22 protein-coding genes are annotated in these 17467 nt (G+C 68.6%); 6 read left to right on the top strand and 16 right to left on the bottom strand.

What is annotated here, in order from left to right; all coding sequences use genetic code 11:
• Positions 1-98 precede the first annotated feature (98 nt).
• The 12 genes from ABZ345_RS46270 to ABZ345_RS46215 are packed head-to-tail and all read right to left on the bottom strand — an operon-like array spanning position 99 to position 8737.
• Positions 99-302, bottom strand: coding sequence for a hypothetical protein (locus tag ABZ345_RS46270; RefSeq protein WP_359861960.1), 204 nt, complete (start codon positions 300-302; stop codon positions 99-101).
• A gap of 60 nt (positions 303-362) precedes the next feature.
• A complete protein-coding gene (locus ABZ345_RS46265) occupies positions 363-581 on the bottom strand; it encodes a hypothetical protein (protein ID WP_359861958.1) in 219 nt (72 codons plus the stop codon).
• Positions 582-590: 9 nt separating this feature from the next.
• Entirely contained in the window at positions 591-1184 is a 594-nt protein-coding gene (locus tag ABZ345_RS46260; protein WP_359861956.1) for a hypothetical protein, read from the bottom strand.
• A gap of 5 nt (positions 1185-1189) precedes the next feature.
• A complete protein-coding gene (locus tag ABZ345_RS46255; RefSeq protein ID WP_359861954.1) occupies positions 1190-1984 on the bottom strand; it encodes an EndoU domain-containing protein in 795 nt (264 codons plus the stop codon).
• Between the two features lie 6 nt (positions 1985-1990).
• Positions 1991-2692: a hypothetical protein gene (locus ABZ345_RS46250; protein WP_359861952.1), complete on the bottom strand. Its 702-nt coding sequence runs from the start codon at positions 2690-2692 to the stop codon at positions 1991-1993.
• Positions 2689-3000, bottom strand: coding sequence for a type VII secretion target (locus ABZ345_RS46245; protein WP_359861951.1), 312 nt, complete (start codon positions 2998-3000; stop codon positions 2689-2691). The genes ABZ345_RS46250 and ABZ345_RS46245 overlap by 4 nt, the downstream gene beginning before the upstream one ends.
• 2 nt (positions 3001-3002) lie before the next feature.
• Positions 3003-3452, bottom strand: coding sequence for a YbaB/EbfC family nucleoid-associated protein (locus tag ABZ345_RS46240; protein WP_359861949.1), 450 nt, complete (start codon positions 3450-3452; stop codon positions 3003-3005).
• A gap of 27 nt (positions 3453-3479) precedes the next feature.
• A complete protein-coding gene (locus ABZ345_RS46235) occupies positions 3480-4481 on the bottom strand; it encodes an acyl-CoA dehydrogenase family protein (RefSeq protein WP_359861947.1) in 1002 nt (333 codons plus the stop codon).
• The gene (locus ABZ345_RS46230; RefSeq protein ID WP_359861945.1) at positions 4478-5347 is read right to left on the bottom strand and encodes an acyl-CoA dehydrogenase family protein; all 870 of its coding nucleotides are present in this window, start codon (positions 5345-5347) and stop codon (positions 4478-4480) included. Before ABZ345_RS46230 ends, ABZ345_RS46235 begins: the two co-directional genes overlap by 4 nt.
• Positions 5344-6435: an acyl-CoA dehydrogenase family protein gene (locus ABZ345_RS46225; RefSeq protein ID WP_359861943.1), complete on the bottom strand. Its 1092-nt coding sequence runs from the start codon at positions 6433-6435 to the stop codon at positions 5344-5346. Before ABZ345_RS46225 ends, ABZ345_RS46230 begins: the two co-directional genes overlap by 4 nt.
• Positions 6435-7265, bottom strand: coding sequence for an enoyl-CoA hydratase (locus ABZ345_RS46220; RefSeq protein WP_359861942.1), 831 nt, complete (start codon positions 7263-7265; stop codon positions 6435-6437). Before ABZ345_RS46220 ends, ABZ345_RS46225 begins: the two co-directional genes overlap by 1 nt.
• Complete coding sequence (locus ABZ345_RS46215) at positions 7262-8737, bottom strand: FadD3 family acyl-CoA ligase (protein WP_359861940.1); 1476 nt, start codon at positions 8735-8737, stop codon at positions 7262-7264. Before ABZ345_RS46215 ends, ABZ345_RS46220 begins: the two co-directional genes overlap by 4 nt.
• Before the next feature lie 45 nt (positions 8738-8782).
• Here ABZ345_RS46215 and ABZ345_RS46210 point away from each other — a divergent pair, with 45 nt between their 5' ends.
• The 4 genes from ABZ345_RS46210 to ABZ345_RS46195 are packed head-to-tail and all read left to right on the top strand — an operon-like array spanning position 8783 to position 12369.
• Positions 8783-9862 carry an acyl-CoA dehydrogenase family protein gene (locus ABZ345_RS46210; protein WP_359861938.1) on the top strand — a complete coding sequence of 360 codons (1080 nt, stop codon included), beginning with the start codon at positions 8783-8785 and terminating at the stop codon, positions 9860-9862.
• Positions 9859-10599, top strand: a complete 741-nt coding sequence (locus ABZ345_RS46205) for an SDR family oxidoreductase (protein ID WP_359861936.1) — start codon at positions 9859-9861, stop codon at positions 10597-10599. The genes ABZ345_RS46210 and ABZ345_RS46205 overlap by 4 nt, the downstream gene beginning before the upstream one ends.
• A gap of 14 nt (positions 10600-10613) precedes the next feature.
• Positions 10614-11210 (top strand): TetR/AcrR family transcriptional regulator, encoded by a 597-nt coding sequence (locus tag ABZ345_RS46200; RefSeq protein ID WP_359861934.1) that lies wholly within the window; start codon positions 10614-10616, stop codon positions 11208-11210.
• Between the two features lie 13 nt (positions 11211-11223).
• On the top strand, positions 11224-12369 hold the full coding sequence (locus ABZ345_RS46195; protein ID WP_359861932.1) for an acetyl-CoA C-acetyltransferase: 1146 nt from the start codon (positions 11224-11226) through the stop codon (positions 12367-12369).
• On the opposite strand, the gene ABZ345_RS46190 is transcribed toward ABZ345_RS46195, so the two are convergent.
• From ABZ345_RS46190 to ABZ345_RS46175, 4 genes are read right to left on the bottom strand one after another with little or no spacing between them, the layout of a single operon-like run.
• The gene (locus ABZ345_RS46190; protein ID WP_359861930.1) at positions 12353-13402 is read right to left on the bottom strand and encodes a nitronate monooxygenase; all 1050 of its coding nucleotides are present in this window, start codon (positions 13400-13402) and stop codon (positions 12353-12355) included. The two genes, ABZ345_RS46195 and ABZ345_RS46190, sit on opposite strands and share 17 nt — an antisense overlap.
• Positions 13399-14112 carry a CoA-transferase gene (locus ABZ345_RS46185; protein ID WP_359861928.1) on the bottom strand — a complete coding sequence of 238 codons (714 nt, stop codon included), beginning with the start codon at positions 14110-14112 and terminating at the stop codon, positions 13399-13401. The genes ABZ345_RS46190 and ABZ345_RS46185 overlap by 4 nt, the downstream gene beginning before the upstream one ends.
• Positions 14109-14882, bottom strand: coding sequence for a CoA-transferase (locus tag ABZ345_RS46180; protein ID WP_359861927.1), 774 nt, complete (start codon positions 14880-14882; stop codon positions 14109-14111). Before ABZ345_RS46180 ends, ABZ345_RS46185 begins: the two co-directional genes overlap by 4 nt.
• Positions 14857-15624: an enoyl-CoA hydratase family protein gene (locus tag ABZ345_RS46175; protein ID WP_359861925.1), complete on the bottom strand. Its 768-nt coding sequence runs from the start codon at positions 15622-15624 to the stop codon at positions 14857-14859. The genes ABZ345_RS46180 and ABZ345_RS46175 overlap by 26 nt, the downstream gene beginning before the upstream one ends.
• Positions 15625-15694: 70 nt before the next feature.
• Here ABZ345_RS46175 and ABZ345_RS46170 point away from each other — a divergent pair, with 70 nt between their 5' ends.
• Together ABZ345_RS46170 and ABZ345_RS46165 are read left to right on the top strand one after the other, a co-directional pair.
• Complete coding sequence (locus tag ABZ345_RS46170; RefSeq protein WP_359861923.1) at positions 15695-16450, top strand: SDR family oxidoreductase; 756 nt, start codon at positions 15695-15697, stop codon at positions 16448-16450.
• Positions 16447-17310 (top strand): SDR family oxidoreductase, encoded by an 864-nt coding sequence (locus ABZ345_RS46165; protein WP_359861921.1) that lies wholly within the window; start codon positions 16447-16449, stop codon positions 17308-17310. The genes ABZ345_RS46170 and ABZ345_RS46165 overlap by 4 nt, the downstream gene beginning before the upstream one ends.
• The last annotated feature ends 157 nt before the right edge of the window (positions 17311-17467 follow it).

Genomic DNA, 17467 nt, shown 5'->3' with positions numbered 1-17467 from the left:
CCGCGATGACATCCACGAAGCCTTCCTCAGCCTGGCCTGCGCGATCATCTGCTGGCGCCGACTCCGCAACCTCTCATTGAGTTAGGAGTTCTTAGGCCTCACCGCGACTCTGCGGCCACCAGTCTCGCGCTGATGGCTTCGAGCTCGGTGACCAGTTCGTCGAGTTCAGCGGGGGAGAGGGCGTCGGACGGCGGGACGGCGAGCTGTTCGGTGAGGGCTTCGACGCGGTGCTGGATCTCACGACGGGCGTCGGTGAAGCGGCCGTCGGCCTCGACGATCCCACGCTCGCGCAGGCCGTTCATGACCTCGGCCAGCCGCTTCTTCGGCAGGTGGTGGATGCGCCCGAACGACTCCGGACCGGATCACTCGGCACCGGCAAGCTCCGCAGCCCGGCGTACATGACTCGGCCCGCCGTGGCTGCGCTCGTCGCCGACGATCCGCCGCACGGTCGCCGCACCGCCCCGCTCGCGCGCGGCGAGGGACGCCTCGGGCGTGATCTTCTCCGACGCGCCCCGCATGTGCCGCGCGGCCTCCCCGTCGGCGAAGTTGTAGAAGGCGGCGTGCACGACCTCCGCCGGCACCCGATGGTCTCAGAGACTCCAGATCTGCGGCGCGACCGTCACCGCGGCGGCCTGGTACGGCGGCAGCAACCTGCCCTCGACCACGACCTCCAGCGGCCACTTCTCCTGCAGCACCACCCACAACCGCCCGGAGAGCCCGGCGAACGCTCCCAGGAGGTTCGCGTTTTCGTGCGCCTGCAACACGTACACCCACTTCGCCACGTCCGGCGCGCCGTCGAGTGGTTCACGCCAGGCCCGGCGCAATCGCCGTCCACCGTGGCGTGCGGCGTCGGCGGACAGCACGACGTCCGCCCTGCTCGGGTCGGGTGCCGAAGCGGGAGCCTGAGCACTGAAGCGATACGGCACGGGCGGCACCTCGTCGATGCTCGGCACCGCCGCGAGGTCGGGGCTGTCCGGGTCGTCCAAAGTGGACGCGATCAGCTCGCGTTCCTCGGCCGTGATGCCGATGTTCTCGTACGCCATGGACAACAGCAGCGTCGCCTCGGCCTGCGCGGGCTCGCCACCGAAGTAGTCCTCGCGCACCGAACGCAGGGTGTCGTCTTCCAACCGGCCCGCGAGCCGCGCGCACAGGTCGGTGACCGTCGCGTAGGTCTTCACATCCATGGTCTTCACTTCTTTTTGTACGGGCCGAGATCGGTTTTGGTGACGTTACCCTGGTTGTCCTGGACGATCCTGATGACACGGTCGCCCTTCGGGCCTTCCCAGGTCCAGCTGCCGTCACCACCGGCGGCGGGGTTGCTGTAGCGCGGCGGGTTGCTCTGCGGCACGCCCTGCGGGGCCGGCGTGGGCGCGGGCGGGTTGAGGATCACGCCGGGGTTCGTGGCGTCCGGCGGGAACGACGTGCGGATCTCGCCGTTCGACAGCACTGTGGTCCGGACGAGAACACCGTCGACCATGCCCTCGTAGTTGTACGCCCACGCGGGGTCGCCATTCGCGTCCTTGGTGGGTTTCGGACCGGTCACCGGCGGCCCGGACTGGGTGACCTGGTGCGCCGCATCGAGGATCTTGGCCTCGTCCCAGCCCTTCGGGAACTCCGTCTTGCCAGAGAACCCGGTGCCCGCGATGTGGCCGCCCTGCTTGCCGCCGTCGCCGTGGATGATGTGCTCTTTGGACGCATCGCTGTGGTGGATGTCGTCGGCCTTGGGCGGCGCGGTGGGCTTGGCGGGCAATGGTTTTTTCGGGGGCTTGTTGCTGCCCTGCTGGTTGCCCGGTTTGCCGGCCGGGGTGCCTGAGCCCGATCCACCACCGGGCGTGCCCGCCTGAGCGGTTTGCGCGGCGGCTTTCGTCGCGCTGGTCAATCCGGCGCCCGCGTTGATGTTGCCGTGTTGCTGTGACGGTTTCTTCTTCGGCGTGCCGCTCGGGGTGTTGCCGCCGCCGCCCGGAGTCCTGGGTTTCCCGGTCATCGAGCCCTATCCGTTCAGCAGCTTCGTGAGGTTGGTCAGGCTGGTGATCAGGCCCGTGGTGTAGGTGAGGATGCGGCCCGCCCACTTGACCACGGCTGCGACGATCTGGGCCGCGATCACCGGGATCGTGATCACGAAGATCGCTTCGACCGCCCACACGATCACCCTGGCCACCAGGTCGGCGATCAGGTCGCGGACGATCTCGCGGGTCATCTCGACCAGCCCGCCCGCGCCCTCCGTGGCGGCGGCCATCGCCGCCGCGATCGCGGACAGTCCACCGATCGCGTCCACGTTGTTGACCATCAACCGCTGGTAGGCCTCCGACGCGTCGCCCTCCCAGCCGAGCAGGTCGCTCTCGAGGTCCGCGCGCAGGTCGGTGGCCATGTCGGCCAGCTCCGTCGCCATGTTGTTCCAGGTCGCGGCGTGCGAGCGGACGACATCCTGCTTGCCGGTCAGTTCGTCGAGCATCTCGCGCAAGGGGTCGAAGTACTCGATCGCCCAGCCGAGCCCGTTGGCGAGCAACGCGCTGATCGGGTCCATCACGCTCGCCGCGACGTCAACGGCGAGCGACGCACCGGCGATCGCATCGTCGACCCAGCCCTCGCTTTTGATCGCGTCGACGAGCCCTTCGATGCCGTCCGCGAGGCTGGACCCCGTCCAGACCTCCCGCGACGACTGGACGGGCGCAACCAGGGATCCTTCCGTCACCGGTCACCTCCGGCCGCGTGGAGCCGTTCGACGTTGTCCTGGTCGGCCACCACGTAGGTGTCCGCGCTCGCACGCAGTTCCTTCGCGACCAGCTCCAGGTTGTTCTCGACGGTCGCGATCACCGCGTCGATGTCGGTGTGCCTGCCCTCCAGAACGCCGGAGATCCACCCACACAGCAGGCCGTACGCCTGATCGTCCTGCGTGATGTGGGAACTCGCGGCCTTGACCTTCGCGAAACGTTGCTTGATCGCGTCGATGCTGCCCGCGTGGGCTCGCAGCTGTTCCGCTTCGACGTTGAACCCGGCCACGCTCACCACCGCTCTTCGGTGTAGGTCTGGGTCTCGATGTCGTCGTCTGCGGAGGGCCTACGAGCCGGTTTCGCCTCATCGGCGCCGAGTTGGCGGCCGACGCTCTCCACGATGGCGCGCCCTGCCGCGGTCTCGGTGCCGATGGTGTCGGCGACGATCTCCTTCGACCGCTCCGCGAGCTGCTTGCGCGCGTCGGTGAGCGTGGCCATGATCGTCGCCGCCACGGTCTCGGGCCTGGTGCCGGTCATCCGGTCGGTGAGCTTCAGATCCGTCATCGCACCGGACGAGTCGATCGTGACCTCGGCGATCCCCACAGGGTCCTTCGCGACGATCCGCAATCCCTGTAGCTGCTGACTCATCGACCTGGTGTCGTCGGCCAGCTTGTCGATCCGGCCCTTCCACGCGGCAAGCCGCTCCCGCGCGCCATCCGGATCCAGGATTCGTTCGTCCACGGGAGCTGAGTCTAAGCAGTGGAACGATCACTCACGGGCGGTTTGGGCGATTCGGTCCAGGTGGACGCGCGGACTTCCGAACAGCTGGCCGCTGCCGTGCGCCCGCTTGAAGTACAGGTGGGCGTCGTGCTCCCACGTGATCGCGATCCCGCCGTGCAGTTGGACCATCTCGGACGCGACCTTGAAGAACGCCTCCGAGCAGTACACCTTCGCCACCGCCGCGGACACCTCGTCGGTGGCGGCAAGGGCGGCAGAGCGGGCGGTCTCCACGAGGACGTGCATGTCGGCCATGCGGTGCTTCAACGCCTGGAACGACGCCAGTGGTTTGCCGAACTGGACGCGTGTCTTGGTGTACTCGACGGTGAGTTCGAGGGCTCGTGCGGCGGCGCCGACCTGTTCCGCGGCCAGGGCGGCCAGGGCGACGTCCTGGATCTCGGATTTCCAGGGGCCGAGGCGGGTTGCGGGGGCGTTGGTGAAGTGGATCGTGGCCAGGCGGCGGGTCTGGTCCACGGTCGCGGTGTGTTCGCGGGTCACGCCGGCCAGATCGACCTCGTACAGGCTTCTGCCGTCGCTGACCAGGAGGATCTCGGCCAGGTCGCCGTCGAGGACGTACCGCGCGGTGCCGTCGAGGTAGTCGCTGTGAGAGTTGACCTCTGGGTAGTCGAACGCATCGGTCGACGTGATCTCGGTGTGGTCCCAGGCGAGCGTCGCGATTGCTCCCTCGGCGATGCGGCGCAGCAACCCACCGTTGCCGCTCGTCGTCAGGAGTGCCTGGGCGGCGATGGCCGTGCCGAGCAGTGGTGACGGCGTGAGGGTGCGGCCGAGTTCTTCCAGCGCGATCTGGGTCTCGACGTGGGTCGCGCCGGAACCGCCGTACTGCTCGGGGATCGGGAGCACGCCGATGTCGCACAGCCTGGCCCACAACGCCTTGTCGTAGCCGTGCGGGGTCTCGATGGCCGCGCGGACGTCCGAGTGCTTGCCGAGCAGGTTGCGGACGGCGTCGCGGAGCGCCTCTTGTTCCGGTGTCACAACGCCTCCAGCACGCGGGCTCGGTGCATCGACGGGCTTCCCCACGCGGTGCGCAGGGCTCGGGTCTGCAGCAGGAAGCGGGCCAGTGGGTGTTCGGCGGTGTAGCCGATCGCGCCGTGGACCTGCAGGGCGGTGCGCGCCGCCTGCCAGGCAGCGTCGGAGGTGGCGACCTTGGCCGCCGAGACGTCGCGGGGCGACATGGTCACGGCGGCGCCGAACACCAGGGGGCGGGCCAGTTCGAGTCCGATCAGGACGGTGGCGAGGTGGTGCTTCACGGCCTGGAACGAGCCGATCGGCTTGCCGAACTGGGTGCGCGCCTGGACGTGGGCGGTGGTCATCTCGAGCATGGCGCGGCCGAGGCCGAGGAGCTGGGCCGAGCAGGTCAGGACGCCGAGGTCGAACGCGCGGGCAGCGGGAACGTCGGTGGCGACGACCGTGCCGCCGGCCAGTTCGACCAGGGAGCGGGCGGGGTCCACGGAGGACAGCTCGGCGGTGGGCGCGGCCTCGCGGAGGGTGTCGCCTTCGACGAGGAGATAGTGGGCGGCCTCGACGGCATGGGGGACGAGAGGCGGGAAGGCAACGGACCAGGTCCTGGCCCTGGCCCTGGCCCCGTCTCCAGCCCCTGCCGCGTCTCCGAGCTGTGCCCAGCCGTCGACTCCGCCGACCAGCGCCGGCACCACCGCCAGCGACTCGATCAGCGGACCGTCCACCGCGTGATGCCCCAGCTCCTCGAACACCACCACGAGGTCGACCGGGTCCGTGACCTCGTCCACCCCGAGCTCGGCCAGATCCCGCTTCCCCGCCGCGAGAAACCCGTGCAGCACCGAGGCGAGGTCCGTCTGCTCCGGCGAGAGCGTGAACATCATCGCGGCAGCCCCAGGATTCGCTCGGCGATCACGTTGCGCTGAATCTCGTTCGTACCGGCGTAGATCGGCCCTGCCAGCGAGAACAGCCACCCGTCCCGCCACCCCGGCGCGACCTCGCCCAGCAGGTCGAGAGCGGTCTCGTGCAAGGCCACGTCCAGCTCGGACCAGAACACCTTCGTGACGCTCGCGGCCGGACCGGTGGGCGGGTTCCCCAACGCCCCGAACGTGTGCAGCCGATACGCCTGCGCCCCGATCCACGCGTCGACGACCCGGTCACGCAGGGCGGGATCCGGGTTCTTCCGGTAGAGCTCCACCAGCCGTCCAGCGGCGGCAAGAAACCGGCCAGGACTGCGCAACGACAGCCCGCGCTCGTTGCCCGCCGTGCTCATCGCCACCCGCCACCCGTCGCCCACGGCGCCGATCACGTCGCGGTCCGGCACGAACACGTCGTCCAGGAAGATCTCGGCGAAGCCCGGCTCCCCGTCGAGCTGGGCGATCGGGCGGACTGAGACACCGTCGGCCCGCAGGTCGAACATCAGGTAGGTCAGCCCGCGGTGCCGCCCTTCAGAAGAAGTCCGGAACAGCCCGAACGCCCGGTCCGCGAACGCCGCCCGCGAGCTCCACGTCTTCTGCCCGCGCAACAACCAGCCGCCATCGGTGCGCATAGCGGTGCTGCGCAACGAGGCCAGATCGGACCCGGCCTCGGGCTCGGACCACGCCTGCGCCCACACCTCGTCACCCCGGGCCATCGGCGGCAGGATCCGCGCACGTTGTTCAGGAGTGCCGTGCGCGAACAACGTCGGCGCCAGCAGGAAGATCCCGTTCTGCGAGACGCGGCCAGGAGCGCCCGAAGCGTGGTACTCCTCCTCGAAGATCAGCCACTGCAGCAACCCCAGGTCACGCCCGCCGAACTCCTCAGGCCACGACACGACCGACAAGCGCTCAGAAGCCAGCAGCCGTTCCCACGAGCGGTGCTCCTCGAAGCCCAACGCGGTGTCCATCGAGGACAGTGGACGGACGTGCGCGGCCAGCCACGACCGCACCTCGGCCTGGAACCGAGACGAAGCGGAGTCGAGGGTGAGATCCATCAGCCGGAGGCCTTCTTCATCGAACGGGCGTCCATCCCGGCCAGCGCGTCAGGGCTGACCTCGGCGTTGTGCGCGTGCGCGAGGTGGTGCAGCCCGAACACGGAGTCCATCCCCGCGCGCATGCCCATGAGGTCCTCGGACTGGTTGACCGCCTTCTTGGCCAGCGCCAGCCCGAACTGCGGCATCGCGGAAATCCGTGAAGCGAGCTGGAAGGTCTCATCCTCCAACGACGAACGTGGGACGACCCGTGACACCATGTCCCACTCATAGGCGCGCTGAGCCGAGAAGCGATCGCCGGTGAACAGCACCTCCTTGGCGGCGCGCGGGCCGAGCACCCACGGATGAGCGAAGTACTCGACGCCCGGAATGCCCATGCGCACCACGGGATCGGCGAAGAACGCGTCCTCGGCGGCCACGATCAGGTCGCACACCCACGCGAGCATCAGACCGCCCGCCACGCACGCGCCCTGCACCATCGCGATCATCGGTTTGGGGATCTCCCGCCACCGCCGGCACATGCCGAGGTAGACCTCCATCTCGCGCGCGAAGCGGAGATCACCGCCCTCGCGGCCGACGTGGTCCCACCACAGCACGGCCTTGCGCTCGAACGAGACGTCGACGTCCCGGCCGGGCGAGCCGATGTCGTGGCCCGCGGAGAAGTGGTCACCGGCGCCGGCCAGCACGATCACCTTGACCTCGGAGTCGTTGACAGCACGCGTGAAAGCCTCGTCCAACGCGTAGGTCATCGCCGAGTTCTGCGCGTTGCGGTACTCCGGGCGGTTCATGGTCACGACGGCGACCGCGTCCCGCCGCTCATACTCGACTGTCACGCGTTCTCCTTGCGCAGTAGGTTCTTGAGGACCTTGCCCATGGCGTTGCGGGGGAGTGCGGGCACGAACTCGACCACGCGCGGCACCTTGTAGTTGGCGAGCCGTTCGCGGCAGAACTCGATCACCTCGTCCGAGGTCAGCGAGAAACCGGGCGACAGAACGATGTGCGCCACCCCGACCTCGCCGAGCCGCGCGTCCGCCATGCCCACCACGGCCGACTCGGCGATTCCCGGCAGCCGGGCCAGCGTCTGCTCGATCTCGGCCGGATACACGTTGAACCCGCCGCAGATGTACATGTCCTTGAGCCGGTCGGTGATCGACAGGTACCCCTGCGCGTCCACCTTGCCGACGTCGCCGGTGTGCAGCCAGCCGTCGGCGTCGATGGCGGCGGCGGTCGCCTCGGGATCGTCGAGGTAGCCGAGCATCACGTTCGGGCCGCGCAGCAGCACCTCGTCCTGCTCACCCAGCCGCAGCTCGAACTCCGCCATCGGCCGCCCGCACGTGTGGGCGACCGTCTCGGGTGAGTCACCGGGACGGCACATGGTCGCGACGACCGCCTCGGTCAACCCGTAGGCGGTGAGCACGGTCAGCGAGAGCTCCGAGCGCATCCTCTCGACCAGCACCACGGGCACGACCGCAGCGCCGGTGACCGCGAGCCGCAGGCTGGACAGGTCGAACGAGCCGCGCTCGGGATGGTCGAGCAGGGTCTGGAAGATCGTCGGCGGCCCAGGCAGCACGGTGATGCGCTCCCGTTCGATCAGCCGCATCGTCTCGACGACGTCGAACACAGGCTGCGGCACGATCGTCGCGCCGGTCAGCAAACAGGCCAGAATCCCGGCCTTGTAACCGAAGGTGTGGAAGAACGGGTTGACGATCAGGTACCGATCGGCAGACGTCAACGCACCGCAATCAGCCCAAGCCTGCGCCACCCCGAGCGACTGCCGGTGCGCGCTCATCGCCCCCTTGCTGCGCCCGGTCGTGCCCGACGTGTACATGACGTCGCAGAGCTGATCCGCGGACAACTCGGGCAGATCCACATCAGGAGCGACCCACGTGATGGGCAACCGCACCAGGACTTCGGGCAGATCGGCCGACAACGCCCGCAGTTCGGCAAGCCTGTCGCGCCCCAGAAACTCACCTTCCACGATCAAGGCGCGCGCGGCACTGCGCCGCAGCACGTCCAACGTCTCGGTGGCGGTGAACCGCGTGTTGATCGGCACCAGCGCAGCACCGGCGTGCAACGCCCCGAGCGCGGCGATCACCCAGCGAACCGAGTTGGGCGCGCACAAAGCCACGCGGTCGCCCGGCCGCACCCCCATCCCGGCGAGGGCACGCGCGGCATCGTGCACGGACGCGCGCAGCGCGGGATAGGTGAGCCTGACTTCCCCGTCCACCAACGCTTCCGCGTCGATGTACGAAGCAGCGGCGCGGTCGAGCACAGCTGAAACCGTTTGCCTGCTTGGATCGCTCACGTGACGTCCTCCAAAGCAAGTGCTTGGTAGGTTAGAGTATGGCCCATGGAGTCCTTCCGGCGCGAGGTGCGGGAATGGTTGTCCGCCAACCTCGTCGGTGAGTTCGCTGAGCTGCGCGGCCTGGGTGGACCCGGCCGCGAGCACGAGGCGTTCGAGGGCCGGCTGCGCTGGCACCGGCACCTCGCCACGAGCGGGTGGACGTGCCTCGGCTGGCCCGGCGAGCGCAGCGTGGCGGAGCAGGTCGTCTTCCACGAGGAGTACGCGGAGGCGGATGCGCCCGCGAAGGTCGACATCGTCGGCGAGGGCCTGCTCGGCCCGACGCTCATCGCGTTCGGCACGCCGGCGCAGAAAGAACGCTTCCTGCCGAAGATCAAAAGCCTCGACGAGCTGTGGTGCCAGGGCTACTCCGAACCGAACGCCGGCTCCGACCTGGCGAACGTCCAGACGAAGGCGACCCTCGACGGCGACCGGTGGGTGATCAACGGCCAGAAGATCTGGACGTCGAACGCGCACTACTCGGACTGGATCTTCGTCCTGTGCCGCACGGAACCGGGCTCCCAGCGCCACCAGGGCCTCTCGTACCTGCTCGTGCCCATGAACCAGCCGGGCGTCGAGGTGCGGCCGATCCGCCAGCTCACCGGCACGTCTGAGTTCAACGAGGTCTTCTTCGACGGTGCGGTCACGGCCGGGGAGAACGTCGTCGGCCAGCCGGGCGAGGGCTGGAAGATCGCCATGGCCACGCTCGGCTTCGAACGCGGCACCGCGATGCTCGGCCACCAGGTCGGCTTCCGCCGCCAGCTCGACGCGATCATGGCCTCGGCGCCGGACGAGATGCGGGAGAAGCTCACCAGGGCGTGGCTGGAGCTGCACGTCATGCGCTCGCACACGCTCAGAACCATGAACGACGACCCCGGCCCGGAGGCGTCCGTGCTGAAGCTGTTCTGGGGCGGCTGGCACCGCAGGCTCGGTGAGCTCGCGATGGAGTCGCTCGGGCCCGAGTCGATGCTCGCGGGCAACGAGTGGGAGCGCATGTTCCTGTTCAGCCGCGCGGAGACGATCTACGGCGGTTCGGACGAGATCCAGCGCGAGATCATCGCTCACCGAATTCTGGGGCTGCCTCGATGAAACATGACCTGCTCAAGGACAAGGTCGTCGTCGTGACCGCGGCGGCAGGGACGGGCATCGGCTCGGCCACCGCGAAGCGCTGTCTCGAAGAAGGCGCGACGGTGATCATCAGCGACTGGCATGAGCGGCGGTTGAAGGAAACCCACGAGCAGCTCGGCACCGCGCACGCCATCCCGTGCGACGTCACCAACGAGGAGCAGGTCCAAGCGCTGATCGACGGCACGGTCGAGCGGTTCGGCCGTATCGACGTGATGGTCAACAACGCGGGCCTCGGCGGCGAGAAGTCGGTGCTCGACATGGCCGACGACGAGTGGTCGAAAGTCCTCGACGTCACGCTGAACGGCACCTTCCGCTGCACCAGGGCCGCATTACGCCAAATGGTCGCCCAGCGAAGCGGTGTCGTCGTTAACAACTCCAGTGTGATCGGCTGGCGCGCCCAGAAGGGTCAAGCCCACTACGCGGCAGCGAAAGCAGGGGTCATGGCGTTGACGCGCTGCGCCGCGATGGACGTGGCCGAGCACGGCATCCGGGTGAACGCAGTCGCCCCGAGCTTGGCGGCGCACCCGTTCCTCGCCAAGGTCACCAGTGAGGAGTTGCTGACGGAGCTGGCGTCCCGGGAGGCGTTCGGGCGCGCCGCCGAGCCCTGGGAGGTCGCGAATGTGATCGTGTTCCTCGCCAGCGACTACTCGTCGTACCTGACGGGCGAGGTCGTCTCGGTGAGCAGTCAGCACCCATGAGGAAGGAACGACCTGTGAGCACCAGGAGGGCACAGCTGCTGGAGCTCGCCGCACGGATGTTCGCCGAACGTGGCTACGGGCAGACCACGGTCAGGGACATCGCGGACGCGGCGGGCATTTTGTCCGGCAGCCTCTACCACCACTTCGACTCGAAGGAGTCGATGGTGGACGAGATCCTGCGGACCTTCCTGGACGAGCTGTTCGCGCGGTACCGGGAGATCGTCGACGCCGGCCTCGAACCCAAGCAGACGCTGAAGGCCCTGGTCGTGGCGTCGTTCGAGACGATCGACACCCGGCACGCCGAGGTCGCGATCTACCAGAACGAGTCCAAGCACCTGATGGGGCTGGAGCGGTTCTCCTACCTGGAGGACCGCAACGTGGAGTTCCGCAAGCTGTGGACGGTGCTGCTGGAGGACGGCATGGGCGCGGGCGTGTTCCGCGCCGATCTCGACGTGGATCTCGCGTACCGGTTCATCCGCGACACGGTGTGGGTGGCCGTGCGCTGGTACCGGCCGGGCGGCGGGCTGTCCGCGGACGCCGTCGCGGACCAGTACCTCGCGATCCTGCTCGACGGCATCGCCACGGGGCGCCGGAAGAACTCGAAGACGTAGAAGGAGGGCCCTCGTGGCCGAGGCGTACATCATCGAAGCTGTGCGGACTCCTGCGGGCCGGCGCGGCGGCGAGCTGAGCCACAAGCATCCGGCCGACCTGGGCGCGCACGTGATCACGGCGCTGCTCAACCGCGTGGACGTCGACCCGACCGACGTGGACGACGTGATCTTCGGTTGCGTGGACACCGTGGGGCCGCAGGCGGGGGACATCGCGCGGACGTCCTGGCTGGCCGCGGGGTTCCCGGAACAGGTGCCGGGCGTGACGGTCGACCGGCAGTGCGGGTCGAGCCAGCAGGCGCTGCACTTCGCGGCGCAGGCGGTGATGAGCGGCACGGCCGACGTCATCGTCGCGGGTGGCGTGCAGAACATGTCGCAGGTGCCGATCGGGTCGGCCATGACTTTCGGTTCACAGGCAGGGAGCCCGTTCGAGGGCTGCGAGGGCTGGCAGCACCGGTACGGCGCCGAGGAGGTCAACCAGTTCCGCGCCGCCGACCTGATCGCCGTGCGGTGGGACCTGTCGCGGCGCGAGATGGAGGAGTTCGCGCTGCAGAGCCATCTGCGGGCGATCACCGCGATCAAGGAGGGCCGGTTCGACCGGGAGATCGCGCCGGTGGACGGGGTCGTGCACGACGAGTGCCCGCGGCCGGACACCAGTGCCGAGAAGATGGCGGCGCTACAACCGTTGCGGCCGGGCGGCAGGACCACCGCGGCGTTGTCGTCGCAGATCTCCGATGGTGCTTCGGCGGTGCTGGTGGTGTCGGAACGGGCGGTGCGCGAGTACCGGTTGACGCCTCGGGCGCGGGTGCACCACATCTCGGCGCGCGGATCCGACCCGATCTACATGTTGACCGCGCCGATCCGCGCCACGCGGTTCGCGCTGGACCGGGCCGGTATGTCCATTTCGGACATCGACCTGTTCGAGATCAACGAGGCGTTCGCGTCGGTTCCGCTGGCGTGGGCCAAGGAGCTCAAGATCGACCTGGGGCGGGTGAACGTCAACGGGGGAGCGCTGGCTCTCGGACATCCGATCGGCGCGACCGGCACCAAGCTGTTCACCACGTTGCTGCACGAGCTGGAGCGCTCAGGTGGCCGGTACGGGCTGCAGACGATGTGCGAGGGCGGCGGTCAGGCGAACGTGACGATCATCGAACGTCTTTGAGCCGGTCGATGGCCTTCTCGGCGTCCTCGACGATGGTCTCGATGAGCTCCTTGCACGTGGGCAGGTCGTCGAGCAGGCCGGCGACCTGACCGGAGGCGAGCACGCCCGCGTCGGTCCTGCCCTCGACCAGTCCGGCGCGCAGCAGCATCGGCGTGTTCGCGGCCATGATCACCTGCGACCAGGTGAGGTCCTTGCCGTGCTTCATGGCCAGACCCTCGCGGATCATCGCGCGCCACGAGAGTCCGGTGTGCTGCCGGAACCTGGCCGCATTCGTGACGGCTCTTGTGAGGCTGCTGAGCTTGCCGGACTTCTCGAGGTGGTCGACGAGGTCGGTGCGCAGGACCCGGTGCGGCAGGCCGTCCACGCGGGTGGTGACGACCGTGCCGCTCAGATCTCGTTGCAGGTAGGCCTGTTTGACCGCGTCCGGGACCGTGCTCTCCCGGGTGAGCAGGAACCTGGTGCCCATCGCGATTCCGGCCGCGCCGTACGCCAGCGCCGCAGCCAGGCCTCGGCCGTCGAAGAAGCCGCCCGCCGCGATCACCGGGATCTCGACGGCGTCCAGCACGCTCGGGAGCAGCAGGGTCGTCGCCACGCCGCCGGTGTGGCCGCCGCCCTCGCCGCCCTGGACGATCACGGCGTGCGCGCCCCACTTCGCGACCTTCTCGGCGTGCCTGGCCGCGCCGATCGACGGGATCACCACGACTCCGGCGTCGCTCAGCTTGGCGATCATGTCGGGTTTCGGGGCCAGTGCGAAGGAAGCGACCTTGACCTGTTCGCGGATGATCAGGTCGACCCGTTCTGGTGCGTCCTGGGCGTCGGCGCGGAGGTTCACGCCGAACGGGTGGGACGTGCGGGAGCGGGTCTCCTTGATGGCGGCTTCGAGCTCGCCGTAGGTCATGGTGGCCGACGCGAGGATGCCGAGCCCGCCCGCCTCGGCGGTCGCGGAGACCAGGCGTGGACCGGCGACCCAGCCCATTCCGGTCTGCACGACCGGGTGCTGGACGCCGACGAGATCGGTCAGCGCGGTTCTCATGACGGCACTTCCCTGTCCCGCTTGGCATCGGGATCGAGGACGGTTCGGATGAGCTCGAGCTCCTCGTCGGCCGGGAGCCGGGTTTCGGTGACGTTGTCCGTGTTGAGCGGGAACGACGTTTGTTCCTGCACCTCGTCGACGGACACACCGGGATGCGTGGAGACGAGGCGCATCGAGCGGTCCGGGGTGTCGAAGCCGAGGACGGCGAGGTTCGTGACGACTCGGTGGACGTCGTGGAAGGGGCCGACGGCGTGGTCGTAGCCGACGCCGGAGACCACGTCGACCGCGTTGACCAGCACTCTGGGGCTGTGTCGCGGGACCCAGTAGCTCGTGCGGTGGTTGATGGTGTTGCCGGGGGCGCCGCGGACGCCGAGGAGCTGGCGGGTGGGCCGGGCGTGGTCGCCGATCGCGGAGATGTTCTGGTTGCCGAACCGATCGACCTGGTTGGCGCCCATGACGACGTGCCGACGGCCGTGCGCGACGACGTCGAACACCTTCCGGTAGGGCAGCCAGCCCTCCACAGTGGACTCAGGAGTGAGCAGAAATGCTTCACCGTCGCTGAGCAGCAGGTCGGGTTCGGTGGTGAGCCTGGCCAGTTTCGCGCCGAGGGACGGTATGAGGCCCATCGGGCTGGCGAGCGTTTCTCCTGCTCCCGCGAACAGGTCGGCGCACGCGGTCACGCAGATCTCGGCCCTGGTGATGTCGCTCATGCCGGCAACCTCTTCTCAGCAGCTGCTTCGGCGTACTGGCGTTGTCTGGCCTCATCGCGTGGGTAGTCGGGCACGCAGCTCGTGAAACCCGCTCCACCTGGAGCCTCGATCACGCCGTCGACCATCATCCGGTTGAGCAGCAACGTCTGTGGTGGTCCCTCGAACTGGTCGATGATCCGCTCGCACGAGACGTAACGCCGCTCTGCTGCCAGGCAGAACAGGTCGTCGAAGTACGGATCCGGACCGAGGTACTGGGCGTTGCCGTGCTTGTCCGCGCGGTTGAGGTGCACGAGCGCAACGTCGAGCTTGAGAGCGGGCATGGCGACCAGCTCTTCGCCGTCGTCATAGGGGGAGCGGACGGTCTTGAGCTCCGGGGCGTACTTGAGCACGTCCGAGCCCAGTCCGGCTCTGATCGGCAGGAACGGCAGGCGGTGCGCCGCTGCCCGCAGGCCGGTCTGGAACATGCCCTCGTCGAGCTCGAGGACCTCGATGGCGCCGGTTTCCCTGGCCCGTTTGAACCACGGGTCGTACGGAATGGTGTCGAGCGTGACGAAGCCGTAGACCAGCTTGCGGATCTTGCCCGCCGCGCACAACATCCCTACGTCGGGGCCGCCGTACGTGACGACGGTGAGGTCTTTGACGTCGGTTCGCAGTATCGCTTCGACCAGGGCCATCGGCTTGCGCCGCGAGCCCCAGCCGCCGATGCCGACGGTCATGCCGTCCTTGATCGTGCCGACGGCCTCGTCAGCTGTCATTCGCTTGTCGCGCATGGTTTCCGTCCAGGAAGGCCTGCCGGGCGTGGTCCGACACACCGGTGAGGTTGAGCTCGAAGGTGAAGCCCTGCTCGAAGCGGTAGCTCTGGTGCACGCGCTGCGGGTCGATGCCGTTGATCGCCTCCTTGGCCGCGCGGATCACCGTCGGGTCCTTCTTGGCGATCTCCTGGGCGATCTCCCGTGCGGCGTCGTCGAGCTTTTCCCTTGTGGTCACCTCGATGACGCTGCCGTGGTGGTGCAACGTCTGCGCGCTGACGTTCCTGGCCGTGTAGTAGAGCGTGCGCATCAGGTGTTGCGGGACGAGCCTGGCCAGGTGCGTTGCCGCGCCGAGTGCCCCGCGGTCGACTTCGGGCAGGCCGAACGTGGCGTCGTCGGAGGCGACGATGATGTCCGCGTTGCCGACCAGCCCGACGCCGCCGCCGAGGCAGAACCCGTTGACCGCGGCGATGACCGGCACCTCGCAGTCGTAGACGGCCGAGAAAGCCTTGGCGCAGCCCCTGTTCGCGGCGATCAGCGCCGCGTGGCCCTCGGTGCGTTGCATCTCCTTGAGGTCGACGCCCGCGCAGAAGCCGCGGTTCTCGGCCCTCAGGATCACCACTCGTGCCTCTGGGTCCTCACCGGCCGTGGTGATCGTCTTGGCCAGCTCGAACCAGCCGTTCGACGGGATGGCGTTGACCGGGGGATAGTCGATCGTGACCTCGATGATGCCGTTTTCGGTGTGGCTGCTGGATATTCCCATCGCGCCGCCTTCCGAACCAAGCGATTGCTTGGTAATTTAGCAGCGCCGGAGCGACCGGGGTAGGTGCATCGTGGAACTGTCCCTCGACGGAAGCGTCGTCCTGGTGACGGGCGGCGTGCGGGGTGTCGGCCTCGGGATCACCCGCGCGTTCCTGTCCGCGGGTGCTGTCGTGGTGACCTGCGCCCGGCGTCCCGCTGAGGTGCCGGGTGCTTCTTTTGTCCAGTGCGATGTCCGGGATGCAGAGCAGGTCTCGTTGCTGGTGTCTTCGGTCGTCTCGCGGTTCGGCCGGTTGGACGTCGTGGTGAACAACGCAGGTGGAGCACCTTTCGCGTTGGCGGACAAGGCTTCGCCGCGGTTCCACCAGAAGATCGTGGAGCTGAACCTGCTGGCGCCGCTGCTGGTGTCGCAGGCCGCGTACGCCGTGATGAAGGACTCCGGCGGCTCGATCGTGAACGTGAGCAGCGTGTCCGGTCGCCGTCCGTCGCCGGGGACCGCTGCTTACGGGGCCGCGAAGGCCGGGCTGGACAACCTGACCGCGTCTTTGGCCGTCGAGTGGGCGCCTCGGGTGCGGGTCAATGCATTGGCTGTCGGCATGGTGGAGACCGAGCAGTCTCACCTGCACTACGGCTCTGCCGAGGGTGTCGCCGCTGTCGCGCGGACCGTTCCGCTCGGGCGGCTCGCTTCGCCGGACGAGGTCGGTGCGTGCGCGGTGTTCCTCGCTTCTCCGCTGGCTTCTTACGTGACCGGTGCGACTTTGGTCGTGCACGGCGGGGGCGAGGTCCCCGCGTTCTTGGCCGCTGCTGACACCGATGGGGGTTCGTCATGACGTTGTGCGAGGACCGGGTTGTCATCGTGACGGGCGCAGGGCGTGGCATCGGCCGTGCGCACGCTCTGGCGTTCGCCGCTGCCGGCGCGCGCGTCGTGGTCAACGACCTGTCGGTGGGCCCCGCCGCCGAGGTAGCCGACCTGATCGGCCCACGCGCCGTCGTGAACACCGACGACATCGGCACCTGGGCGGGCGCCGCACGGGTCGTCGACGCGGCGGTGTCGACCTTCGGCGGCCTAGACGTGCTCGTGAACAACGCTGGAATCGTGCGCGACCGCATGATCGTGAGCTGCGGTGAGGACGAGTTCGACGAGGTTGTGCGCGTCCACCTCAAGGGCCACTTCGCCCTGCTGCGCCACGCCGGCGCACACTGGCGAGCAGTCCACAAGGCAGGCGGCGCGGTGTCGGGCCGCGTGATCAACACGTCGTCGGGCGCCGGCCTGTTCGGCAGCGTGGGCCAGGCGAACTACTCGGCGGCCAAAGCGGGAATCGCCGCGATGACCCTGGTGGGCGCCGCCGAACTAGCCCGCTACGGCGTGACGGTGAACGCGATCGCGCCGGCCGCGCGCACCCGGATGACCGAGCAAACGTTCGCCGACGACATGGCGGCACCGGACGACGGGTTCGACGCGATGTCACCGGAGAACGTCTCGCCGCTGGTGGTGTGGCTGGGCAGCGAGGAGGCCGGGGACGTGACCGGGCGGATGTTCGAGGTCGACGGCGGGCGGGTGTGCGTGGTGCACGGGTGGCAGCGCGGGCCGGAGATCGACAAGGGGGCGCGGTGGGAGCCGGAGGAGTTGGGCGGGGTGGTGCGCAAGCTGGTCGCGGACGACCACCCGGTCCCGGTGTACGGCGCTTAGACGGCTTGCGTTGGGTGGTCGCGTTCCAGCGTGCTTGCGTGGGCAGTACCGGGCCGGGTCATTTCATCGCCGCTTCGCGACGATTGCGATTGGGGCTTGACTTTGAGCCTCTAGCAAGATGCTTCATCGGCCTTAAAAGGCCGGGCATAAGGAGCCC

This window comes from Lentzea sp. NPDC005914 (assembly GCF_040629405.1).
Lineage (GTDB): Bacteria > Actinomycetota > Actinomycetes > Mycobacteriales > Pseudonocardiaceae > Lentzea.
Note: the sequence above shows the minus strand (reverse complement) of the source record. Positions and strands in the feature narration are given on the sequence as shown.